This is a genomic window from Paramylibacter kogurei (genome assembly GCF_002742285.1).
Lineage (GTDB): Bacteria > Pseudomonadota > Alphaproteobacteria > Rhodobacterales > Rhodobacteraceae > Amylibacter > Amylibacter kogurei.
The window spans coordinates 34,793-60,582 of sequence record NZ_MDGM01000002.1; the positions used below are offsets into that span (position 1 = coordinate 34,793).

Annotated in this window: 16 protein-coding genes; 7 read left to right on the forward strand and 9 right to left on the reverse strand. The window is 49.1% G+C overall.

Annotated features, from left to right (window positions below):
* Positions 1 to 7: 7 nt before the first annotated feature.
* The 3 genes from BFP76_RS00640 to BFP76_RS00650 all read right to left on the reverse strand — a co-directional run bounded on the left by BFP76_RS00640 (position 8) and on the right by BFP76_RS00650 (position 12,064).
* Entirely contained in the window at positions 8 to 655 is a 648-nt protein-coding gene (locus tag BFP76_RS00640) for a rhomboid family intramembrane serine protease (RefSeq protein WP_165775615.1), read from the reverse strand.
* A gap of 21 nt (positions 656 to 676) precedes the next feature.
* Entirely contained in the window at positions 677 to 11,035 is a 10,359-nt protein-coding gene (locus tag BFP76_RS00645; protein ID WP_099591248.1) for a hybrid non-ribosomal peptide synthetase/type I polyketide synthase, read from the reverse strand.
* Between the two features lie 216 nt (positions 11,036 to 11,251).
* The gene (locus BFP76_RS00650) at positions 11,252 to 12,064 is read right to left on the reverse strand and encodes a class I SAM-dependent methyltransferase (protein ID WP_099591249.1); all 813 of its coding nucleotides are present in this window, start codon (positions 12,062 to 12,064) and stop codon (positions 11,252 to 11,254) included.
* 166 nt (positions 12,065 to 12,230) lie between these two features.
* Here BFP76_RS00650 and BFP76_RS00655 point away from each other — a divergent pair, with 166 nt between their 5' ends.
* The gene (locus BFP76_RS00655) at positions 12,231 to 13,088 is read left to right on the forward strand and encodes a hypothetical protein (protein ID WP_099591250.1); all 858 of its coding nucleotides are present in this window, start codon (positions 12,231 to 12,233) and stop codon (positions 13,086 to 13,088) included.
* Here BFP76_RS00655 and BFP76_RS00660 read toward each other — a convergent pair.
* Positions 13,030 to 13,707: a 4'-phosphopantetheinyl transferase family protein gene (locus BFP76_RS00660; RefSeq protein WP_099591251.1), complete on the reverse strand. Its 678-nt coding sequence runs from the start codon at positions 13,705 to 13,707 to the stop codon at positions 13,030 to 13,032. The genes BFP76_RS00655 and BFP76_RS00660 overlap by 59 nt on opposite strands.
* 167 nt (positions 13,708 to 13,874) lie before the next feature.
* On the opposite strand from BFP76_RS00660, the gene BFP76_RS00665 reads away from it, so the two are divergent.
* Genes BFP76_RS00665 through BFP76_RS00680 form a run of 4 tightly spaced genes read left to right on the forward strand, consistent with a single transcriptional unit; the run spans position 13,875 to position 16,771 of the window.
* A complete protein-coding gene (locus BFP76_RS00665; protein ID WP_205661330.1) occupies positions 13,875 to 14,342 on the forward strand; it encodes a glycosyltransferase family protein in 468 nt (155 codons plus the stop codon).
* The gene (locus BFP76_RS00670; RefSeq protein ID WP_099591253.1) at positions 14,339 to 14,821 is read left to right on the forward strand and encodes a glycosyltransferase; all 483 of its coding nucleotides are present in this window, start codon (positions 14,339 to 14,341) and stop codon (positions 14,819 to 14,821) included. The genes BFP76_RS00665 and BFP76_RS00670 overlap by 4 nt, the downstream gene beginning before the upstream one ends.
* Before the next feature lie 8 nt (positions 14,822 to 14,829).
* Entirely contained in the window at positions 14,830 to 15,906 is a 1,077-nt protein-coding gene (locus BFP76_RS00675) for a Gfo/Idh/MocA family protein (protein ID WP_099591254.1), read from the forward strand.
* 4 nt (positions 15,907 to 15,910) lie between these two features.
* Complete coding sequence (locus BFP76_RS00680) at positions 15,911 to 16,771, forward strand: hypothetical protein (RefSeq protein ID WP_099591255.1); 861 nt, start codon at positions 15,911 to 15,913, stop codon at positions 16,769 to 16,771.
* Position 16,772: 1 nt separating this feature from the next.
* On the opposite strand, the gene BFP76_RS00685 is transcribed toward BFP76_RS00680, so the two are convergent.
* The 5 genes from BFP76_RS00685 to BFP76_RS00705 form a co-directional block, all read right to left on the reverse strand.
* Positions 16,773 to 18,047: a right-handed parallel beta-helix repeat-containing protein gene (locus BFP76_RS00685; protein ID WP_099591256.1), complete on the reverse strand. Its 1,275-nt coding sequence runs from the start codon at positions 18,045 to 18,047 to the stop codon at positions 16,773 to 16,775.
* 118 nt (positions 18,048 to 18,165) lie between these two features.
* Positions 18,166 to 20,277, reverse strand: a complete 2,112-nt coding sequence (locus BFP76_RS00690) for a right-handed parallel beta-helix repeat-containing protein (protein ID WP_099591257.1) — start codon at positions 20,275 to 20,277, stop codon at positions 18,166 to 18,168.
* Positions 20,278 to 20,756: 479 nt separating this feature from the next.
* Positions 20,757 to 22,253, reverse strand: a complete 1,497-nt coding sequence (locus tag BFP76_RS00695; RefSeq protein ID WP_099591258.1) for an O-antigen ligase family protein — start codon at positions 22,251 to 22,253, stop codon at positions 20,757 to 20,759.
* A 12-nt stretch (positions 22,254 to 22,265) separates the two neighbouring features.
* Positions 22,266 to 23,684 carry an oligosaccharide flippase family protein gene (locus BFP76_RS00700; RefSeq protein ID WP_099591259.1) on the reverse strand — a complete coding sequence of 473 codons (1,419 nt, stop codon included), beginning with the start codon at positions 23,682 to 23,684 and terminating at the stop codon, positions 22,266 to 22,268.
* 292 nt (positions 23,685 to 23,976) lie between these two features.
* Positions 23,977 to 24,447 carry an SRPBCC family protein gene (locus BFP76_RS00705; RefSeq protein WP_133117359.1) on the reverse strand — a complete coding sequence of 157 codons (471 nt, stop codon included), beginning with the start codon at positions 24,445 to 24,447 and terminating at the stop codon, positions 23,977 to 23,979.
* Between the two features lie 108 nt (positions 24,448 to 24,555).
* Here BFP76_RS00705 and BFP76_RS00710 point away from each other — a divergent pair, with 108 nt between their 5' ends.
* Both BFP76_RS00710 and BFP76_RS00720 read left to right on the forward strand, forming a co-directional pair.
* Positions 24,556 to 24,891: a winged helix-turn-helix transcriptional regulator gene (locus BFP76_RS00710; protein WP_276307897.1), complete on the forward strand. Its 336-nt coding sequence runs from the start codon at positions 24,556 to 24,558 to the stop codon at positions 24,889 to 24,891.
* A gap of 298 nt (positions 24,892 to 25,189) precedes the next feature.
* Positions 25,190 to 25,790 (forward strand): VPLPA-CTERM sorting domain-containing protein (locus tag BFP76_RS00720; protein ID WP_114365313.1); only part of this gene is annotated, 601 nt, incomplete at its 3' end.

A 25,790-nucleotide genomic window follows, 5' to 3' on the forward strand; every position in this document is an offset into this window, starting at 1 on the left:
AGAGATGTTATTCGCGGGCGAAAATCCATGCCCAAACCCAGCCTGCGATAAACCCGCCCAAATGGGTTTCCCACGCAAGCGCGCCCTGTAACATCAACCAGAATAACAGGTTCAGGATCACCAAATTGACCATCATCCGATAAAACGGCGTCAGCGCCAATCCGCGGCGGCGTAAATTGGCAAATTCCCAATACTGCCACGCCCCGACCAGCCCAAATATCGCACCCGATGCGCCGATCATGGGGATGGCGCTGTCGGATAGGGCGGCGAACATCACCGCACCGCCCAACATGCCCGACAGATAAAGTTGCAAAAATTTCCACTGATTCATGCGTTGCAATGCAATCGCACCCAGTGAGCCCAGCGTCACTACATTCCCGATCAGATGAAACAGCCCGCCGTGCAAAAACGCATAGGTGAAAAACATCGTCCATGGCTGTGCCGCATAAATCGGGCGCCAATCATCGGTGAGCTTGCTCCAGAAAGCGCCGTATTTATAGGCAAGCCCGCGCAGCTCGCCCCCAGCGATCCAGCCGCGATCGGAAATTTGCAACACCAATTCAATCAGCGTGATCGAAATCATGATGGTGTAAATTACGGTCTTGGGCGTGTCGGCCCAAGACAGGATTCTGCGCGGTGGATTATTTGGCGTCATACCCGCCATCTATGCAATAAATCAGTGCGCGTCCAACCCTTCCAGATGTGCATTGATCAAATCTGCGACAATTTTAGCCGATTCACCTTTGAACATGTCCAGATGGCTGGAATCCAGTTTGATAATATCCACAGTGCCACGGGTGACATCCTGCCAACCAAAACTGACATCGCGCCGCCCGATTTCCAAATCCGACAGGGTTTCTGGTGGGTTGTGGAATAATACGACATCGGCGTCGATCTGGCCTGCGTGATATTTATCCGCAACCGCCCACCAATGGCGTGACAGGCGCAGATAGCTTTGCAATTCATCATCCTCTTGGCTGGGTGTTAGCCCCGATTTAGCCAGCGCATTTCGCGCCTTGGTCGACGCACGTCGCCACAGGTTTTTTGCACCACCTATGGATAACAATTCCGCCTCTGCACGCAATTTTTGGGTAATGCTCATATCCAAATCAACGCGCACATTGGGGGCGTGCATGTCCAACATGCCAACGTATTTCATGGTATGGCCTGCCGCTTCGAGCTGTTTTGCGATTTCAAATGCGATAATCGCACCCCCACTATACCCGGCCAAATAATAAGGGCCTGTGGGTTGATATTGGCGCATGTTGTTGATGTGGTCGGTGGCCATTGCTTCGACGCTATCATGGGGTTTGTGATGCAAAATACCACGGGTTTGCAGGCCAATCACCGTGCGGTGCTGTCCGATCAATTGGGCAAATTCGTACATATTGTTCAAATTGCCACCAACACCGCCCACCACGAACAGCGGTTTTTTGGTGCTGTTTGGTGCTTCGGCCACGATCACGGATGTGTCCCATGCATCATTCACGCCATCATCGGAATGTGTGGCGGGTGCGCTGGTTGTGTCATCAATCGTGGTTGCCAATTTGCGCAATGTTGGGTTTGCAAACAGCGTGGAAATGGGCAGTGCCTGACCAAATTCTTCTTGGACGTTTGAAAACAGTTTCACCGCCAGCAATGAATGCCCGCCAAGTTCAAAGAAATTATCATCAAGGCTGATATTTTTGCGCCCCAACACATCGGCCCAGATATCATGCAGACGTTTTTCAACGTCACTGTCAGGGCGGGCATCGGCGGTTGTGGCGGGCTTGGCCAAGGCCATTTCCGCCAGTTTTGGTCGATCCAATTTGCCATTTGGGTTGAGTGGGAAAATATCCAACACATGAAACAGGCTTGGTACCATGTAATCGGGCAGGGTGGCGGATAATGCGCGGCGCACAATGCTTTCATCAAATACGGCGTCATCGCTGGTGGTGACATATGCCTCCATGCGGTTTTCACCGTTGATATCGCTACCAAGGATCACGGCGGCCTGTGCGATATCATCCAGATCGGCCAAGGCTTGTTCAACCTCGCCCATTTCAATGCGATAGCCGCGAATTTTCACCTGATCATCGCGCCGCCCTTCATAGAGCAATCGCCCATCTGACAGGTATCGCACCAAATCACCCGTGGCGAACATCATTCCATCACCATCCACAAATGGATCGGGGATAAACCGCTCGTCGGTTAATTCTGGCTGATGGATATATCCCGCGGCCAGAACATCACCGCCCACGTATAATTCACCCATTTCACCAATTTGCACCGGTGTTTGGTTTTTGCCCAAGACATAAAGGCGTGCATTATCAATGGGGCGCCCGATGGGCACATCGTGATCGCCCAGTTCTGTAATGATTTCACAGGTTACATCGGCGGCGACCTCGGAACTTCCATACAGGTTCACAAGCGTGATATTGGGTGCGGCGTCCAAGAAACGACGCGCCAAATCAGTGCCAAGCCGTTCGCCAGATGTGAATAACAAACGCATATTGGGACATGTCGCGGACATATCAATTTTGCTGTTCAAAATGGCACGTAGCAATGATGGAACCACCAACAGGCGGGTGACATTTTGCGCACCAAGCAATGCGAATAATGCGGCGGGGTCTTTGACGGTGTCGTCATCAATGATCGCCTGTGGCACACCCGCCAACAGCGGGCCAAAGATTTCCCAGATGCTATCCACAAATGAAATTGCGGTTTTCTGGCACATGACTTCGCCGTCTTCAAACGGGAAGGTATTCCACATCCAATTGAAACGGTTGATCGTGGCGCGATGAGTGCCCATCACCCCCTTGGGCCGCCCTGTGGAACCAGAGGTATAGGCAACATAGGCCGTATCGGTCGCGGAAATTTTCGCTTGTTTGATCGGCTTGGCCTTGGACATATCCACATCATCAACAAATAGCGTTGTGTCAAACGGCAAGGATTTTGCCAGCGCATGTGTGGATACAACCAATGCACATCGCGCATCGGATGCCATATAATCCAAACGATCCTTGGGATTATTTGGCGCCAACGGAACATAGGCCGCGCCCAAACGGAATGCGGCCAACATGGATGCGACCAGATCAAACGAGCGGTGCAAACAAATGCCAACCGTATCGCCCTGTTTCACGCCCATGTCGCGCATTTGTCCCGCAATGGCGTTCACCATCTTGTCCAAATCGCTGTATGATTTCATTTTGCCATCATGCGCCAGCGCAATCATCCCCGATGATTTGGCGACGATTTTATCAAACATCGCGCCCAGATTGGTATCACGCGGATAATCCACCACAGCACCCTGCCAATCGTTCAACAAGGTTTTGCGATCCGCATCCGATTGCGTATCAAATGAATTCAGCGCCTGATCAGGATGATCACAAAGCTGATCCAACAGCGCGATGAAATTGGTGATATGGCGTTCAATCGTTGCCGCATCAAACAGATCGGCGGCATAGCTCCATTCGGTATAAACCGTGTCGCGGTTGTCCGTCACATTCAGATAGATTTCAAAATGTTCATAGCTGCGCGGATTGGTGACAAATTCCGTATCCACATCGCCAAATGACATGGACGATAAATCAATCCCGTTATCAATGTTGAAAATCGCAGGCACCAGCATCACGCGGCTGGGATCGCGTTTGATTTTCAATTCCTTGATCAATGACCCAAAGGTATAGTTTTGATGTTCAAACCCATCCAACAATGTGGTGCGCACATGTTTAAGATAGGTTTCAAAGCTGTCATCCCAATCAATTTGCGTGCGGATCGGCAACAGGTTCACACAGTGGCCCACAACCGTATCCATGCCCCGCGCCGCCTGACCCGATGCAGGCAAACCAATGGTGATGTCATCCACATCCGCCAATTTCGCGATATAGATTTTATACGCCGCCAACAGGGTGTTAACGAATGTACTGTTTTGGGACGCTGCCAATTTGCGCAAACGCGCGGTAAGTGCGGCATCAATTTCACGATCAGCACGCGCACCGCGCACGGATTTTTGCGCACCGCGGGGTTTATCCGTTGGGATATCCAAAACAGGTGGCGTTTGTTCAAATTGGTTGAGCCAATACGCACGCGATTGCGCCGCTTCTTCTGTGCGGTTCCATTCTTCTTCGGCGCGGGAATATGAAATGATGCTTTGTGCCGGGGGCAGGGTTGGGTTTTCGCCCAACATCAACGCAGAATAAACCGCACCAATATCGCGCATGATCACATCAATCGACCAACCATCGCACACGATGTGATGCGCGGTGATGATCAGATTATGATCGGTTTTTGAATTGCTGATCAATTGGGCGCGCACAAAGGGCCCTGATTGCATATCAAAGGGTTCGTTCACCTCGTCCAAGATGATTTGATCAAATCGGTTTTTGCGCTGTGCAGGGGTCAGATCCTGCATATCCACCATCAAGACCTGTACGTCACTGGTCGGGGAAATTTGCATGAACATGCCGTCAGGCGAAAATGTGGTGCGCAAGGCATCATGGCGGGCAAATACGGTTTCGGTTGCGTCGCGTAGCTTTTGCGCATCCACAACGCCGTGCATTTTTAACGTGACACTTTCGTTATATGCGGGTGTGACCTCTGGCGTGACAATCATCGCCGCCCAGATTTCACGCTGTGCCTCTGTTGTGGGAACACGGAGCGTTTTTGGCGGGTTCGCCATTTGATGCGCAATGCGTTCTGCGCCATCTGGCAATGCCAATCGGGCAGGGGGTGCGGACACGCGCGGGCCGTCATATTCAACCGCTTCGCGCCCCACCAATAAACCAGCCGCGCGCAGTTCAAGTGCGGAATCCTTGATCGCATCAACCACATATTCGATGTCTTCGTCATCATGTGCCGCCGTCATATAGGAAGGGAAACCTTCAAGGAAAAACACCCCACGTTCGCGCATATTTGCGCCAAGCAATCCACCGTATTTCTGATCTTCGCCAATGCGCAGATACATCAATGACCCACAATTGGGCATTTGAAATGGCATGTCATTATCGGCAAACCATTTATCCACGCTTCCTGCCAATTTATCACCTTTGGCATTCACCGTTTTCCAGAAAAAATCGGGCTGGGATTTGAAAAATTGCAACATTGCCTTAACGCTGGCCATGGCAAGCGGATGGCGGACGAACGTACCGGCAAAAAATGTAACGGGGGCGTTGGGGAAACTATCATCCCCATATTGCCATTCGCCACCATCGAATGTGTCCATATATTCGGCCTTGCCCGATACAACGCCTAGTGGCATGCCCCCACCAATGACCTTGCCATAGGTGACCAGATCGGCGGTGATGCCGTAATATCCTTGGGCACCGCGTGGGCCAAAGCGGAAACCTGTGACAACCTCGTCAAAAATAAACAATGCGCCGGCATCGCTGGTTAATTTGCGCACGCTGCGGATGAAATCATGGGGGCGGAATTCTGGGCGGCGGCTTTGCACAGGTTCCACCATCACAGCGGCCAGTTCATGGGCGTGTGCCTTGATGTAATCCAGCGCCTCGGGGCTTCCGTATGGTAAAACAACCACGTTTTTCACGGCATCGCGTGGGATACCAGGGGCCAGTGGCATGGTTTTGGGGCCAGATTTGGTGTTCACACCGCGAACCAGAACCTCGTCAAAATTGCCGTGGTAATCGCGGGCAAACATCACAACCTTGTCGCGCCCTGTGCATGTGCGCGCCAAACGCATGGCGGCATATACGGCCTCTGACCCAGTACAGACAAAGCTGGTGCGATCATTGCCGGTGACTTCGCAGAATAATTCCGCCGCTTCCATCGCGGCCAAACTTTGTGGGCCGACCTCGAAACCTTCGTGCAATTGGTGTTGCACGGCCTCGACGATATTATCAGCGCCATGCCCCAAAAATCCGGGGCCAAAGCCGTTGAGGATGTCGATATATTCATTGCCATCCACATCCAACAGGCGCGAACCTTTGGATTTCACGGTGACGATTTGATAAACGATTTCTTTCCACAGACGATTGAAACCCGATGCCGTGCGCGGATCGGCATGGGCAAAACGGTGTTTCGCGGTCAGATCCTTGGATTTTTGCGTTTTCGCGACAAAGCGTTTGGTTAACGCCGCGATATGTGCGCGTTGTTGTTTGTTCAGCTCATCCGCATGATCTTCGCGATCAATATTGGTGGTGGGGGCAGAGCTTGGCGTGGCGGATTCTTCTTCGCCCTTGTCGATCTGGGTCATTTCCGCCAGCGGGGTTTTATCCGCAGGCGCACCAGACCCAAGATTGCCATGTTCGCGCACATATTCCACCAACAGATCAAGGCGTGCCAGATCATCCATCAATTGGCGCAGGGTCACCGTGACGCTAAACTGATCAGACAATTCTTTGGTTGCTTGGGTCAACAACAGTGAATCAAACCCAAGTTCAAGGTAGGACGCCGTATCGTCGATTTCATCAACATCCAGCCCCGATAATTCGGATAACATTTCCTTGACCGCGAGATTTGCATCGCGTTCCACAGGGGCGGATTCCACCACGGGTTCATCCGCTGTCAATGCGGTGGTTGAAACGGCCGTTGCATCAACAATAACGGGATCAATCCAGAATTCTTTGCGTTGGAACGGATAGCTTGGCAATGTCACCGATGATTTCATAATCGGCCAGCCCGCCATATCGGGGTAAATCCGTGTCCAATCCACGCTGTAACCCACCGCCCACAGATTGCCGAAACTTTCCAACATGGTGGTGTGCGAATTGGCATTGGTGGATTGCGCATGGGGCAGGGATGATAACGCGGGTTGTTTTGACCCACGATCGGGGTTTTGCCCCGCCAATGTTGCCAGCGTGCGTCCCGGACCAGATTCCAGCATCACATGTGTGCCTTCGGCCCAGAAACGTTGCATCGCATCGAAAAACCGCACGGGGCGGCGCATATGCATGGCCCAATAATCGGGATCGGTTGCCTCGATTTCTGTCAACCAATCGCCCGTGACCGTGGACATGATCGGGATGCGCGGTGCATTCAATTCCATTTTGGAAACAACCGCGCGGAAATCATCCAGCGCGGGGTCCATCATATGGGAATGGAACGCATGGCTTGTGTGAAGTTCGGAACAAACGAACCCCGCATCCTCTAGCTTTTTCGTGGCCGCCTTGCCCGCGCTCTTCGGGCCAGAAATCACACACAGTTGTGCGCCATTGACGGCGGCCAGATCAATATCGTCGCCCAAATAGGGCAGAATGTCATTTTCCGATGCACGCACCGAAATCATCACACCACGGGGCAAATCGGCCATAAGCCGACCGCGTAGCGCAATCAATTTAATCGCATCAGGCAGGGCAAAAACCCCCGCAATAGTGGCGGCAGCAAATTCACCGATTGAATGCCCCATCATCGCATCGGGATTCACCCCCCAATGCGCCCATTGTTTTGCCAATGCATAGCTGATGGAAAAAATCGCAGGTTGCGCAATCGCGGTATCCTTTAATTTTTCCGTCATTTTTTCCGCGTCTTTTGCGGGGGCGTGAATGATTTTTAACAGATCAATGCCTGTTTCGTCTTTCAACAGGGTGGCACAGATGTCCAAGGCTTCGCGAAACACGGTTTCGTTTTCATATAGATCCTTGGCCATGCCCACATGTTGCGCTCCTTGCCCTGGGAACATCATCGCGATTTTGTCCCAGCGACCAGCGCCGTGGGATACGCCTGAAAAATTATCCGCCGCATCGGACAGCCCGTTCATGCCATCAGCCACCAAAACCGCGCGTTGATTGTAATCATGGCGATTGTTCAACAATTGTTGAATAATGGCGGCAGGGGCAGCTTTTCCGTTTTCCTTGGCAAATGCGCCCAGATTGGCGATTGTCGCCTTGAGCGCGTCTTTGGAGCTGGCGGAAACGGGGAAAATCTGTGGCCCCGTTAATTTTGGCGGTTTTACCGATTTCATCACAGGGGGCTGTTCTAAAATCATATGGATATTGGTGCCACCCACGCCAAAGGCGCTGATGCCCGCGCGGCGCGGGGTTTTTGCATCCGTTTTCCAATCAATACGTTTGGTCACGGGATAAAATGCGGAATCATCAAAATTGATGTTCTTGTTTGGCGATTTGTAATGCAACAGCGGCGGGATTTGCCCCGTTTTCAATGTCATTGCGGTTTTGATCAACCCTGTGACGCCTGCTGCGATATCCAAATGGCCGACATTGGTTTTGGCCGATCCGATGGCGCAAAAACCTTTGTCCGATGTGCTGGCGCTGAACGCTTGGTTTAGGGCGGCAAATTCGATGGGATCGCCAAGCGGTGTGCCTGTGCCGTGGGCTTCGATATAGCCGATGGAACGCGCATCAACGCCAGCGGCGGCTTGGGCGTCTTTGATGACCTCGGCCTGTGCCTTGATCGATGGGGCGGCATAGCCAACCTTTTCCGAACCATCGTTATTGACGGAAAATCCACGGATCACGGCGGCAATATCATCGCCATCGTCAATCGCATCTTGCAAACGGCGCACAACAACCAAGCCCGCGCCATCGCCAAAAACCGTACCAGATGCATCTGCATCAAACGTGCGGCAATGCCCATCGGATGATGCCATGCCATCGGGCAAATATTGATAGGGGCGTTTGGAGGGCAGGGTGATCGAAACACCCCCCGCCAGCGCCATATCAGATGTGCCATTGCGCAAACTTTCACAAGCTTGCGCCACTGCGACCAATGACGTGGAACAGGCGCATAAAACCGTGGCGGCGGGGCCGCGCAGATTTAATTTATAGGCGATGCGTGTTGCGATGAAATCTTTGTCATTGCCAAACAGCACACCGAAATTTTCAACCGGATAGGTGGATGCATATTTGCGCGTCGCACCCGGTGCCGACATCAGATTGTTCAACAGATATGAATTTTGCGACGAGCCACAGAAAATGCCGATCTTGCCGTCGAATTTATCGGGGTCAACTTTGGCGTCTTCAAGTGCGGTTTGCGCAACCTCTAGCAATATCCGATGCTGTGGGTCCATTTGTTCCGCTTCGCGCGGGGGAATCCCAAAATGGCGCGCATCGAACATTTTCACATCGGGCATCATGCCGCGTGAATTCACATATGGTGCATTTGGGTTTTCGGCGCGTGGGTTGATTTCCAATTCATCATCGGAAAAATGCGAAATCAACTCGCGTCCATCCAGCAATGCATTCCAATATTCGTCTACACTGTTCGCACCAGGGTAACGCCCCGCCATGCCAACGATGGCAAAAAGATTATCATCAACATTTGCGCGTTTGGGTTTCGCCGCCACGGCCACGGGATCGGCGGCCAGATGTGTGGCCAGCGCGGTGATGGTGGAATGAAGGAAAAAATCCGTGATCGCAAATTGACGATCCAAATTGGTTTCGATGCGTTCATGCGCACGCGCGATATGAAGCGAGCTTGCCCCCAGATCAAAGAAATTCGCATGGCGATCTGGATTTGGCTGTTGCAAAATCTCTGCAAAAACATCGGCGATCAAATTTTCCACCTGATGCGCGTCGCCACCGGATTTTTTGGGTGCGGGTGGGGTCGCTGCGGGAATTTCCATGGCGGCCAGCCCTTTGCGATCCAATTTACCATTTGGGTTCAAGGGCAGTTCGTCCATCGCAACAAAGCGTGATGGGATCGCATAATCGGGCACAATGCCAGCAATGTGTTTTTGCAAATCTTGCGCGGTGATTGATTTATCGCCGACATAAAATGCAATGATGGTTTTATCGGCACTATCCGCGCCCGATTTGGCGATGACACAGGCCAGATTGACACCTTCATAAGCCTCTAGCCCCGCTTCGATTTCACCAAGTTCCACGCGGTATCCGCGCACCTTGACCTGTGTATCAATGCGCCCTTCGAAATATACATTTCCAGTTTCATCCATATGCGCCATGTCACCAGTGCGATATAATGTGATGGATTTATTCCACGGTGCGGGAACAAATGCGGCATTGGTTAAATCGGAACGTCCCAAATAACCTTTTGCCAGCCCGACACCCGCACAAACCAATTCGCCGCTTTGACCTGAGGGAAGTTGGTTTTGATTTTCATCAACAATGTAAACGGCGCTTCCGTTAATTGCCTTGCCAAGGGTAAGCGGTTGCCCCGATTCCAAGTCGCTGCGCTGGACGGTGTGACAGGTTGTGAATGTGGTGTTTTCCGTCGGGCCGTAACAATGGATCAGCGTTAAATCCGGACAATGATCCAACACACGGGCAAATTTCGCTGGTGAAACAACATCGCCACCCGTCAACACATGGCGCAAATGCGGGGTGTTAAAATCGCCGGGGCGTTCATCGGCAATGGCATGAAACAGCCCAATCGTGATGAAAATGGATGTAATGCGTTTTTCAGCAAGTATTTCACCCAATCCTCGTAGCGATAAATTGTCGGTTTGGGGCAAAACCAACACGCCGCCGTTTAACAACGCACCCCAAATTTCAAAAGTGGCGGCATCAAATGCAACGGGTGAATATTGTAAAATACGTTGATCGGGGCCAAGGGGCGTGTAATCCAGTTCAAGAACCAAACGCAAAATTGCGTTATGAGGCACAACAACACCCTTGGGTGTGCCCGTGGACCCTGATGTGAACATGACATAGGCCGTATCATCGGGCGCCACGGTTGCAGGGTTTAATTTTTTGGCGCGCGCTGGGATTTTATCCGCTGCCAAAAACGGCAGCATATTTACATCGGTTTTTGCCAATGCATCAATTGAACCCAGCGCATGTGTCATGCCCGTGGCATCCACAATGGCCGCGATTCTGTCGGCGGGGTAATAATCGGGCAGGGGAACATACCCCGCACCCAGTTTCAGAATCGCCAGAATCGCAATGACGGTTTCGGGGGATTTCGCACAAGACAATCCAATTAAATCACCCTGTTTTGCGCCCGCATCCAAAAGCTGTTGTGCAACGATGTTTGAGGCGCGATCAAGCTGCGCATAATTGACGGATAAATCACCGCTTTCAAGCGCTGTACGCTTGGGCGATTTTTTCGCAACCTTTTGAAAACACGTGATAACATCAGCGTTGTAAGCGCTGTTTTTGGTTTTGTCTTGGATGTTCATTTTAAATCAATTTCGCTCATAGGCCAGAAAAGGCGTGGTATTCAAACAGTGATATAATTTGGCAAAATAGCCGAGGTTATAAAGGCGGTAATAGGCATATAAAAATTTAGTGCAACTTTGACAGAGTGACCCATCGTAATGTTGGATTCAGTGACATTTCGCACAGTCTTACAATTATCTTAACCTTGGGTTTGGGCATCCGTAAACCCCTTTGCATCAGTTCGCGCAAATACACATGACCCAACGAATATCATCGGTGCGGGTTTGTTCGTTGAACAAAACCGAAAGCCCAACCTGTTTGGCGAGCCATGCATGATTATGCGAAAATGAATCGTCGGGACCAAAAATATATGACCTTGGTTGTTGTGCCAGATTGTGATCATCCGCGATGGGTTCCACAAACGCAATCACGCTATTTTTATGGGCGAGCATTTGGCGAAACAGGGTTTGCACCGCATCTTGGGAAAAATATTCCAAGACACCGCCATAAACAAACACCAATGTGTTGTCCTGAGAGACCAGATCATAATGATCTTCGGCATTGCCTGCGATAAATTTGATTTTTTCGATATCTGCATATTTTTGGCGATTTTGTTCCAAAACAGCGGCATTTATATCAATGCCGATCAATTCATCCAAACCATCAAGGTTTTGCGCAAAATAATTTAAAACCTGCCCATCGCCGCATCCAATTTCAACAACGCGTTTAAACGGCAATGCGTGGTGCAATTGGTGGATTTTATCAACAATGGGTTTATGCGCACCCAAAAACCACAGCCCAAATCGATTGGTGGCCTTGTCAAAATAATCTGCGGTGGTGATATTGTTCCAAAATGAAAAATGTGCATCTTGGGTGGCCGATGTATCATGGGCACGGATCGTGTGTTGCAGGCGCGAAAATAACACGGCTTTGATCACGTTTAACCGCCATCCAGTGGGCGCGGTATGGGTGTGGTTTTCAACAAAATGTGGCGCGACATAATCGGTTGCAGTGCCAAGTGCGAGTTTTAATTTCCCTTTCGTATTCATGATGACCTCCCATGATTAACGGGAAAAATAGTTTTGAAGGATATGAGAATAGCGGTAAGTATTTGGTAATACAGTGATGAATCACATCATTTTTGATTGATTCTTATGTTTATTATTATCGAGATTTTATAAAATCAAAGTAACAAAAAGTTGTGGAATTAGAGAAATGCAATTTATTCGAAAAAACGAAGTTTGGGTGTTTTTACTGCTCATTCCGATTTTAAACTGGGCCTTTGTTGAATGGGTTGCCGCGGGCATTGAAAGTGCGGGTGGCGAAGAAAACTATCCCATGAGCATTTATCGTCACGGGCGGTTTTTCCTGTTGGGTGGTGCGTTGTTTGTTCTGGTGATGATCACGCGCGGATTTGGCGGTATCACGGAATTATTGCGCCCGATGTTAAATTGGCGCGTCAACATATTGTGGTATGTCTTTGCACTGGGCTGGGCGGCATTTGTGTGCTGTCTGGTGTTGTTGGGCAAAGGCATTTTGAACGGCAACGGATTGTCTGAAATTACCATTAGCTTTGATGTGATGAACAGCGCCTGGATGTGGTTCACGTTATTGATCTGGGCCTTTATCGGCGAAATCGTTTGGGTCAGCTATGCCGTGCGCCAATTGCAAAAAGACATGTCGATTTTTAATGCCGCAATGATCGTTGGTATTTTCTGGTCGCTTTGGTGGTTCCCAATTGTGTTTATTGGTATTTCGATCATTCCCGGGCTGCCATTGGGCGCGTTAACGTTAAACATGATGGCCGCGGCGGGGATGTGTGCATTTGTTTATGCCCATACCAAAAGCGGGATCTGTGTTTGGTTGTTACAGTTCATGTTAAACTCGATGTTGTTGGTATTCCCTGTGTCACCGACATCGGGGGGGATTCCAACCTATTGGGCCTATGCGATTGTGTATTTCATTTTGATGCTGGTATTGTTTTATCTGTTTGGTCCAACCAAGCGTAAACCGGTTAATCAAACTGTGCCACACAGCATTGGCAATCGAATGCATCAATTGCAAGATAGTTAAATGTAACATCCCCTTGCGCCAAATGCGCCCCTGTGGGGCGTTGATTATCAAGCAAGAGTGAAATTGATTTGGGGGGCAGGGACATGCCTTGCCCCGTTAATTTCATCGCCGCTTCTTTGGCTGTCCAAAAATCAAAGAAACACTGGCGCTGTGCGGATTCATCCAGTTGATCCAGCACATCACATTCTGATTGCGTGAATACATTGCGCGCAAGCTCTGCTGGTTTCACGCGCCGATCCAACAATTCAACATCCACCCCAATTGGCGCCGTGTCGGATATGGCCAAAACGGCGGCATGTTTTGAATGGCTGAGGTTGAATTCAACACCCCCACCGCGCAGGGTGGGTTTGTCGTTTTCACCGTAATCAAAAACAACGGATTGGGGTGCATCACCCGTGATCGCACCAATATGTTGGCGCAGAATTGCACGGCCAATAACAAACCGATCACGGTGGCGATCAAAATGAAAACGATTGGCGCGCGCGGTTTCGGTTTTATCCAGCATCGCAAATGCGCCATCATAAATTGCCGCATCCGATTTATACGCATCCAAATCAAACACCAAGGCCCGCACTCCATTTCCATGTGTGATCGTTTGAAGTGGCGCTAATCGTTGCATTGCGTAATCCCCAAGTCCCAAATCATTGAAAACACAGATACCCGCGAAAACAAAGTTTAAATTTTAGTGACCAATATCACTTAATTTCGAATTTCTGGTGACAGGTGGTGGGAATCGTCCTAGGCTGTGATCGAGCATTTTGAAAAAATTTACAGATTGATTTTATTGTGGAAAAACTTCACGACAAAAAGGTCATGGCGATTGCGTCAGGGGGTGGCCATTGGGTTCAGCTCTTGCGACTGCGCCCTGCCTATATCGACAGCAATGTCTTTTTCGTAAGCCTTGATCCAACATCGGCCAGCGATGTGCCCGATCATCGTTATTACGTCATCAGCGAAGCATCACGTAAACAAAAGCTGCAATTCATTCGCGTGATTTTGCAACTGTTGCGCATCCTGTGGAAAGAACGCCCAGATGTGATTATCACCACGGGGTCGGCGCCGGCACTAATGGCGCTTGGGCTTGGGAAAAAGCTTTTCCGATGCAAAACCATTTGGATCGATTCCATTGCCAATGCCGAACGCCTGTCCACATCAGGATCACAGGCGGGGCGCGTGGCCGATGTGTGGTTGACCCAATGGGAACATCTGGCAGATGACGAAAAAGGCCCGCATTATTGGGGGGCGGTTTTATGATATTTGTCACCATCGGCACCATGTTTCCGTTTGATCGTTTGATCCAAACAATGGATGCATGGGCCAAAGACCATCCCGAACAACAGGTGAAATGCCAGATCGGCACCGGCAGCTATATTCCCGAACATATGGAATATGTGCGCAAATATAGCCAAGCAGAATTTAGCGAAACCGTGCGAACCGCCGATTTGGTGGTGTCCCATGCGGGCATGGGTTCGGTGATTACAGCGGGGCGTTTTGGCGTGCCGATTGTGATGATCCCAAGGATTAAATCCAAGGGCGAACATACCACCGATCATCAGGTGGCAACGGCAAATTGGCTGCGCAAAAAACCCGGTGTTTTCATCGCCGATCATCACGCCGAATTGGGTGGAATGGTGGATTATGCGCTGATCAACGGTGAAAAGGGTAATGAATTATTCACGCAATACGCCGATTCCGCATTCACGGATCGGTTGCGCGATGCAATTTTAAAATAGGATTTGAAATGACCAAAATCGGACTCGTCGGATTGGGCAAAATGGGCATATCGCATTTTTCGATTGCCAATGCTGATCCACGCGCAGAAATCATTATTTGTGATGCGTCTGGCTATATGCTGGATACGATCAAAAAATACACGGGCTGTACCGCGTATAAATCATTCGACACGATGTTGGAAAAAGAGGATTTAGCCGCCGTCATCATCGCCACCCCATCGCGATTGCATGCACCAATGGTGCGCGCAGCGCTTGAAAAAGGGTTGCATGTGTTTTGCGAAAAACCGTTTTGTCTGGACCCAGCGGAATCCGCCGCATTGGCGAAATTGGCCGCGGACAAGGGTTTGATCACACAGGTGGGTTATCATTATCGCTATGTGGGTGCGTTTCAGGAAATGAAACGCATCATCGACAGCGGCGCAATTGGCACCGTGACCCATATTCTGGCAGAGGCTTATGGCCCTGTGATCCTAAAACCCAAGGGTAAAACTTGGCGCACAGATCGGGCAGAGGGTGGAGGCTGTTTATACGATTACGCAGCACATCCGATCAATTTGTTGAACTGGTATTTTGGCGAACCTGATCGCGCAGATGGCACAATCCTTGCCCCGATTTTTTCTGCCGATACGGATGACGAGGTTTATTCAACGCTGACATGGAATGATGGAACATCCGCGCATGTTTCGGTGAACTGGTCCGATGAATCCTATCGCAAGATGAGCACCAAGATTTCGATCACGGGCACCAAGGGGCGCATCAATGCCGATCGCCAAGAATGCCAAACATATCTGCGCGAAACCACCGATGCATTGCCCGAATACGAACAGGGTTGGAATGTGCGCTACACCACCGATTTAACCCAAGAGGTGGCGTTTTATTTGCGCGGCGAAGAATATTCCGCACAGATGTACGATTTTATATCGGCCGTGGTGGGCGATGGTGGCAATCCTGTGAATGATTTTGCATCCGCCACGCAAACTGATCGCACAATGGCGATGATGATCACCGATCACCAATCCGCCCCAACAACAAAACGCGCCGCACCGCTGGTGGCCAAGAAAAAACGCAGCTGGTTGGGGAGATAGAGACATGGATAAACTTCTGTTCGGCGATAATCAGTTTTTTGGCATCAACCACATGTCCGAAGAAAAAGCACGCGCGCAATCCATGCGGTTTCAAAATATTGAAAACGTGATTTCGGTGTTGGATGCGGCCTATGACGAAGGGGTGAAAACATTCATGTGCACCACGCATGATCGCATCGCGCTGGTTTGTGATCACGTACGCGCCAATCCCGATAAATACCCCGATTTCAAATTTTTCCCCTGCATGCCCTATGCCCATAAATACGCGAATGCGGTGACGGATCATGGGATGATGGGGGCGCTGACGCATTTCATGCCCGATGATGGTTTGTTGAAAACTGCACTGCGTGGCAGCATGTCATTGGCGACCAAGGATATCGAGGGCATCATCAAAATCTTGGTCGATGTAGAAATGAAAATGTTCCAAGGCGTAGAAACGCCGGTGATTTTCCTCCAGAATGTCATCGTTGATTTGTTGCTGGGCATGGGAATGAAAGATGCGTTTAAAATCTTTCACGATCATGTTTTGGAAAACTATGACGCGGAACCAGGGTTTATCACCATGAACATGCCGATGCTGTTTGAAACGCTGGATGGGCTGGGCATTGAAAACCCGATTATTTGTTCAAATATCAATAAAATCGGGTTTCGCACATGCGGTGGTTTTGATCGTTACAAGGAAATCCTTGAAAACGAAAAACTGCGCGCCATTGCCATGTCGGTTTACGCATCAGGCGCGATTGCGCCGCGCGAAGCAATTGAATGGCTGTCACAGGTTCCCAACATTGAATCCATGGTGTTTGGCGCATCCAGCCGCACAAATATTCGATCAACTCGTGAACTGGTGGATGAATATTTTGCCTAAATCACAACGGTAAATCAACGCAAGCATCCATTATGGGTGTTTGCGTGAACGCATGGGTGCATGTGGCGGTTGTTGCTGGCATATCGGGCACAATCCATGTGCGCAGACCCAACGTATCGGTCATTTCTCCACCACCGGAATTTTTCGCGCCATATCCGCTGATCCCGCTGCCGGGCAGGGGGGTGTATTTATGCGGTGCACCTGATTTCAGGGATTGTTGCGTGAAATATTTGCCATAACCGTTGGGTGAAATGGTGATGTTATTATCAAATCGCCAACCCGATTGCCCCTTGAACCCTTGCACATCATTGGCAAGGTTTCCTGTTACCGTCACGTTTTTTGACCCATCGTAAACAAGGATAATCGGCACGGTCACATCGCCTTGTTGTTCTGCGTTGCCTTCGGCGCGTGGGTTGCCATTGGCGCGTAACACCGTGTTGTTGCGAATGGTTAAACCATTGGTTGGCCCCACCGTAATGCCGTGCAGGTGATAGTTATAAATCACGTTATCTTCGATCACGAAATTCTTGTAAAACATGTTCGCGCCCGCGCCATCATTGCTGACCCGTTCGTTGTAGATAAACAGGCTTTGCGTCCATGAACCGTTGCCGATGTCAAATGTGTTGCCCTTGATGGTGACATTTGCACTTGGTTTTGTGGTGTTGGTTGTCCAAAACTGAATCATATCGCGGTGATCGTCTGTGTTTCGCTCTGCCGCGAAATCGTGGAAATAGTTTTGCGTAATCAGCGTATTTTGCACCTGTGCAAAATCCATACCGTCGGATCGGATCGCATGCACATTGTTGCCTTTGACCGTGACGTTATCGCTGTTCAATGTCACCATTCCGCGGAAAAATTTGGATATCTGATTGTTGGCAATCACCAACCCATCGTTATTTTCCAGCTGAAGCCCGTGCCCCGTGCCAACACCTGTGCGCGGGTCGGTATCACCGTCAACGATGCTATTATAAAGCGATACGTTCTTGCTGTTTCGCACGGTGAAAGGTTGAATGTAATAATCATCGCCCGATGAATGATCATAATCAAAAATCAGGCTTTGCAAGCTGATACCGCTGACACCATCCAGCACCATTTCGGAAAATTTTGCGGGGGATTTCACATTGGCGGATTTTATGGTGATCGGTTGTGAAAATTTCGCGCCATTTAAATACAGCCCGCCATAATCGCCACCAGACAGCGCAATAGTATCGCCAGATTTTGCGCCACTGAGCGCAGATTTTAATTCATTTGGGTTTGAAACGTTGAAATTGGTCATGTGACACCTTCAATAATGTTGAAGCTGTGCACAGGATACACCAACTGGTGAAAACACCTAGGCGTTTTTAATGGATTATGTGACGCAGCACCGTAAATGCCGCGTCACATATGTGTTATCAGAAAAAGTCGTGAACGCTGGTGATTACTGTACCATCTTCGAAGATGAATTCTTCGATATTATTATAAGATGTCACGGTTAAACGCCCGTCTTGGCCATGCGCGTTTTCAAAATTGAATTGCAGACGGTTGTTATTGTCGATCCAGATCCGCGTCATATCATCCAGATTGAAATCCTGGAACAAGATCACATCATGCCCACCGCGATTGGCGCTTGATTCACCAGAAATATAGGGGCGGAAATCGTCTTGGGTGATGATATATGTGTCATCACCATCCAAGCCGCGTAAATATTCGCTGCCTGTGCGCCCGTCGGTGTTACCACCCGCGGATAAAATATCGTTCCCGTTGCCACCATGCAGGTTATCGCGACCATCGCCACCAATCAGCAAATCATCGCCATTATGCCCGCGCAGCGTATCACCATCGTTTGTACCGAACAGGAAATTATCGCCATTGTTGTCATTCAACGTATTCCCGTTGGTCAACACAGTGCCATCGGCAAAGACCAGCTCTTCTATATTATTGAAATTGCGCACTGTGATTTTCGCGCTGTCATCAGCCTCGTTCGTGAACTCGAAAACCATGTTTTCTGCACTGTTGACGCTGATTTCGTTGAAACCATCAAGATTGAAATCGCTAAACACGATGCGGTCGTATCCGCTGTCTTCGGTTTCATCCAAAATCGTGGTGTGGTTATCGCTTTTGGTGATCATATAAGTGTCGTCACCATCACGACCACGCAGATATTCCGCGCTGTTATTCACGGTGTTCGCACCAGCGTACAGCATATCATCGCCATCACCGCCATCCAGACGATCGCGGCCTTCGCCACCATATAAAATGTCATCACCGTCATTGCCACGAATGCGATCCGCACCCACATCACCGGTCAAAACGTTATCGCGTGAATTGCCTTCGATGTTCAAATTGCCGTTTTCATCAGGTTCGCCCGGATCAACAACAGGTTCTTCGACTGTTGCGCCAACGCCATCAACCGCACTTCCTGTGATAGGAACAAAGCTGTGGGGGGAACCAGCGTTCAATGAACCGGCGGTGAAATAATCATCGTAATTGCGTGGATCAATGATCACATTGCCCGATACATTATGCCCGTTCAATCCGTAATCCGCCGTAATACCATTGGTGACGTTGCCTGTGATTGTCACGTTTATTGGACGATCAATCAGGTGGATATGTGGCACGGTCACGCCCGGGTCACGCCCAGGGTTGCCTGTGGCATTTGGGTCACCCACGGCTTGTAATACGGTGTTGTTGCGGATGGTCAAACCATCCGTCGCACCAACCGTAATGCCGTGATAATGCGCATTATAGATTGTGTTATTTTCGATCAAAAAGTTCTGGTAATACATTGATTGACCAGCACCTTCATTGGTGACGCGTTCGTTATGGATGAAAATGGATTCTGTCCAAGACCCGTCGCCAATATCGAAATTATTGCCACGAATAATCACATTTTCACTGGGTGCGGTTGTGTTTGTTGTCCAGAATTGGATCATATCGCGGTGATCGGCGGTGTTTTGTTCCGCGTCAAAATCGTGGAAATAGTTTCCTTCGATCAAAACATTTGTCACTTGCGCGTAATCCATACCGTCGGAACGGATGCTGTGCACATCGTTTTCGATCACGTTCAGATTATCAACACGTTCAAAAACCGCACCACGGAAGAATGTGTGAATTTCTGTGTCTTCTACGGTGATGTTATCTGAATCATTCACAACCAAACCATAGGCCGTGCCAACACCCGAACCAGGCGCTGTGTCGCCGCTGATTTCGGAATTAACGATTTCGACATTGCTACTATTTGTAATGCGAAACGGTTGTTGATGAAGCTGATGCCCGCTTGAATATGTGTAATCCAACAACACGTTATCAAGCGTAAGCCCGTCAACATTGTTGATTGTTAAGCCCGAAAAATTCGCGGGGTTATTGTTGCTGGCAGAGGTGATTGTGACACCTGAACCAAAGTTATGATTGTTAATATTAACGTTACCATAATTGCCCGCTGCGAGGACAATCGTATCACCACTATTCGCACTAGATAAAGCCGCATTCAGCTGCGACGCATTCGAAACATCAATCCTAGCCATTCCCGTAAGCACCTTGTTTGTTGTTGCGTGTATTTGCGTGTGTTATTGCGAAAGTTATCTACACAAGGACTGTTTCAGAAACACCCCTCAATCAAAGGCTGCATTTAGTTGGGGCAAGAAAATGCCTAAATTGTGTTTATGAATCTTCTTAGAAATACTTTATCCGCCGTTGGTTTTGGCATTAATCAATCAAAGTGACTTAAAGTAACTTTGATTTAATTCAATGATTTTAAGGGGTTACAAGTCGCCATATTTGCGTGCGCGGTTTTGAACAAACCCCGAACAAAGCATGACATTCTAAGCGGCAAGTTGCTTAGCATAATCTGAAAATACTGGCTTTTAGGGTATAAATGGCACAAATGCGCGAAATTGCGCGCCCATTCGCAAACCGCGCTTACCCCAATAATTGCAAATAGATCACAGTTATTCCAAGTAAAAAGTGATGGATATCACAGTTGTGAAAAATAAAGAATCATACGCTAACGGCGTTTTCGGGTGGTTTTTTGCAGATTTTTGCGCGCAAACGGCGTTTCACTGGCACGATCATGGGCTGGTTTATCGGGCGCTTTATTCCCGCTATGGCGCGAATATCCGTATTCGGCGCGATGGGTTTCAACCTGTTGCGCGGATGTGCGGTGGTATTCGCTGGTGTCGCGCAACGGTTTATCAACGCTTCCTTTTGGTTTGGCCGTCATCATCCACATGCCCGCCCCAAATAAAAGGAACGTAAACGAATAAACCGTTTCCCAGATATGCACCGTACAAAGCGCAAATGTCATTCCCGCAAAGCTGATGACCCAACCACGGCGCAGGTTCCACAATTCCTCGTCACCATCAAAATTGCGCAGCCCAACGCGAAACAGGGCATAAAAATACGGCACAGAAACCAAGATCAGCCCCGGAAACCCATAGCGCATCGCATTCAGCAGCCAGAAATTATCAACGCTATCGTCATGCATCCACGGCGGGCGCACCCAATCATTCAGCCCAATCCCAAAAATCGGGTTATCCATCACATTCACAACACCCCATTCAAAGATCAGCACGCGCCAATACCCCGAATGGGCGGAAAATGTCAGATAGCTGATCAATACTTTGATCGGTGTGCGGTTCGATAACAAATCAACAACAATATAACAGACCACAAACAATGTGGTCAGGATCAACCATTTGCGCGGCACATCGCGAAAAATCATCGCCCAAACGATCAAACCGCATTGAAACGCAATCCCAAGTAGGGGCGCACTGGATACCGCCAAAACCACACCCAGCCCGATTGCACAGCAAATTAACAACCGCTTTGTGTCGGAATAAATCCCTTTGGTCCCCACATAGGCCAGCGAAAACACCGTGGAACAGAACAACCCATAATGAATAGGGTGTTGAAATATCACCTGTGTGCGCATGATCCCCATGCGTTTTTCATTGATGATATTCCAAAAATCAGGGTGGCTTTTGAATCCGGGGATTTTGTTAATCATTTCGGTAATCGGGGCGGTGGCGGTGATCGCCTCGAATATCGCAAAGGGCACGGTACACACCACGATCACAATCAACATGCGTTGAAATGCAATATAATCTTCGCGGTTGCGAATATAGGCGCGGGTCAACATATACCCGCCCAGAAAATCCAGCGCATTGGATCCCAAAAATTCAACCGCACGATCGGGATTGTTGATCTGCAAACAAACCCCCGCCCATACTATATAGAGAAAAAACAGCACATCGACCAAATTGATCGCACCATATTTCCCAAGCGCTAAACGAATATACAACGGGATGATCATCACAATCAGGATCAGCCGCAAAAACGTCATCGACAACGAGCCAAGATCAAACATGAATGGCAATGCGATGAATAACAGATACAGAAAAACCGGCAGCGCAGGCCATTTTTTACCTGAACGGACAGCGTCTTCACCCTGTGGCAATTCCACGGGTTTGGTGCGTGTGCGTGTAAAAATGACATCTGTCATCGGTGCAATCCGTTATTCCTGATAACTTACGATATTGCGCGCCGCCAAATACCCGCGCAAATCTTTGGACACAAAAACAAGTGCCACAATGATACACGCCATTGCCAGTACGGGCAGTGACAAAATATTGTGATAATCCGATATATCGGTTTGTTGCAGCGCGAAAACCATGGCCATACCCATGGCAAAAAACATCAATCCCATCGGCACCCAAATCGGGCGCATCGAAATTTTAACCTGTCGATGCATAAGATAAAGCGACGTGATCATGCTCAGAATTTCGCCAATAATCCCGATCCATAACACGGTAACAACTTCGCCCGTAATGGTTGCGTAATACCACGCAAAGGGCAGGGCAATCACGCGCACCACATTGGCCCACATGCCGTTGCCGGTGAATGCACGCGCAATGGAAATTTGCGTGCTGGCAATTTTCACCATCGCAATCCCTTGCAATAACGCCAGCCAGATAAACAGCGGGATCAGCTCTGCGTATTTGTCGCCAAATAACAGCACCAACATAAACGGCCCGACAACCACAACACCCAAAACAAAACAGGTGGCCAGAATAAACTGGCACTGAAAAAACGCCATCGACATATGGGAAAATTCATCGTCTTGGTTTTTGCGCGATGATAATTGGGGCACAAAAAATGAAGTCACGGTTTTCGATAATAACTGTGTTGGGGCCTGTGTTAATGTGTAACCCAATGCAATGAGCGCGAAACTGGCAATCCCAAATTCGCCCACCACAATGATTTTTTCACCGTGAAACACCCCAATCATCAAGATATTGTTAATCAACAAAGGCCATCCAAACAGCAACGCGCGTTTGATCAAAGCCTTGTCCAGCGTGATGCGATAGGGGCGTTCGGCCAAATAATGTGACGCGGCCACCATCACAATATCCTGCAATAAAATCGAAAACAGCATCACGCGAAAATCGCCGAACATATAATAGAGTGGCAAAATCACGATCACGGCGAAAAAGGCAGATGACGTATGGCTCAGGATCTCTGGCACATAATTCATCCGCCGCTGCATGCGATAGACATCGAAATGATAAAATCCATAAATCAGCGGCAACAAGGCCAACACGCGATAGGCCCAGGCGATTTCAGGCACCTCTAGGTAATTGGCGATAAATCCCGCGCTGAAAAACAGAACAAGAGCAGACAGGACGCTGCGCAGTAAATGAAACCCTTGCAAACCGGCCTGAACATCGGGATCGCCACCGTCTTCGGCTTGGACCACCAACAGATGAAGCCCGATCGTGGTCAGCATTTCAATCACGGCCATTGTCACCGCAAACGTTGCCGCCACACCATAATCTTCGACGCTGATCAAGCGGGCAATCAACAAATTGCGCACCAGCAACATCACCGAGCCAAAGGCATTGCCCGAAAAAATCAAAAGAATTGAGCGCAGCATCTCTGGCTTTCGTCAATAAGTTCTATTCGCATCACCATGTCATACTGTCATGATTTGCCAAATGGTTAAAAAAATATACGTCTTTAATATGTCTTTATAATATGCTTTGCGCGAACCATAGGAATATTGACGATACGGGGCAATGAAAATTCGCACCCAATATGGTTAACATAATCTAAATTAGCCGCCATATGGAATTGCAGCCCAAAGGGGTGTTGGTCTTTGTTATTAAAGACAGCTTTGATTGTGTCGGGGTTTTGGGGGCTAATGATACGCCTTGGTTGACTGTCTGCTAAGTTGAGACATGTGGGCTTGGCTCTTCGCCACACAAGAACGACTTCAAACTATTTTTGAAAAAGTGGTTCCAGCCATCAAGGCAAATCCCCCAACAATTCAGCGCCGGCGTTAGTCCGTCATGTATCATTTTGATCTCGGTTTTGTTTCCAACCGTTTTGAATTCCCAAATGATGGTTGTTCCAAGCCACTCTTGATCAATCTCCTTCGGTTGTCCTTCGACTTTGTGGTGCGCGTCAGTGCAAATCATCTCGATGCGGTTGGGACTTTTGAAAGATGTGACCTCAAACATCCAAAACCCATAGTCGGGCGGGAATCGCACAATCACTATGTCACCAACCCCGTTGAGGCCTCCTTCAGTGGATTGGGTCCACCACTTATCCATCTGTGTCGCGACAGCTTGGAAACAGGCCTCCTGAGATGCAGACACTTGGATGGATTCTTCATAGTTTTTTGACAGTTCAATCAAGACAAGCTCCATATAGGTGGTTTGATCTAAACATACTTAAGACATTCAGTTTGAAAAGTAGGCAGTATTTTGTTACTTAGTATAAAAACGATACTATTGGAGTTTTAATTGCAAGACGATACCAGTTCGAACCTTTGCCCCGCACCACTTGTCTTTGCGATGATCGGTGGGAAATGGAAACTGTCGATACTGCAAATACTCATCTTTGATGGGACAAAGAGATTTGGGGAACTTCGAAAAGCAATCCCTGAAATCACGCAGACGATGCTGACAAAACAACTACGGGATCTGGAATGCGATGGTCTTGTCCAAAGAGTGGTCTATGCCGAAGTGCCTCCAAAAGTTGAATACAGCGCCACCGAAGACGGCGTCGGGCTTATGCCCGCTTTCAAGGAAATGCACTCCTGGTGGGAAACACGAAAGCGTTCGTCAAATGCACAATAAATGCCTCGATGTCGCTGCGTAATATGGCTGGAAATTGAAGAAATCCAAAGGAAAACAGACCTTGCCGAAGCAATCATAAATGACAGCAATATCCGCAAAGCCACCATTCAAACACCCTACTCTCAATCCCAAGTTTTTGAATTTGTTTTCGATGGGATTTCACGAATTACACTTCCGACCAAGGACAACCTCAGGTCGAAAAGGCTCATTTCGGCACATTTTTGCCATTTTTCCTTGAACATCGGCGAGAATCTGCTAGTTTGAAGGGAATATTTTATTAAATTTTTTCGGGGGTATTATGATTATCCGTAACTTTATAGCCGCAACAGCGCTTTCTTTGGCTGGTATTGCTGGCACCGCTTTCGCAACAACCTATACATTTGATGCAAGCTCTTCGAGCATTACGTTCGACGAACGCCGCAACGCCTGTGATTGCACAGTTAGTGCTGAATTTGTGGGCGATATTCCAATCGTTGGCCGCACCAGCGCCGACACGATCCCAACGGTTTTGATCGATTGGACAGCAACGGCAGCCGCCGATGCAACACCAGAGGTTGCCGTTTTCCGCGTTGCGATTGATCTGACATATGAATCAGACACTGGTGAATCCGTTACAGGTGGAACACGTGGACGTGTTCGCATCGTTGCGCGTGAAAATAGCCATGTGCACGCAACCGTAACATTTGTCGACGACCCTGTGTTGAGCTTTGCAAATGGTGATACATTGACGGTTAATCTGGAAGAAACATTTTTCTGGGCGTTTTATAACACAACATCTGGCACCAGCGGTTCAACCATTACTGTGACCGAAGGCCAACAGCCATCACCGGTTCCGGTTCCTGCTGCGGGTCTGTTATTGCTAACAGCACTTGGTGGTTTGGGATTTGTTGGACGCCGTC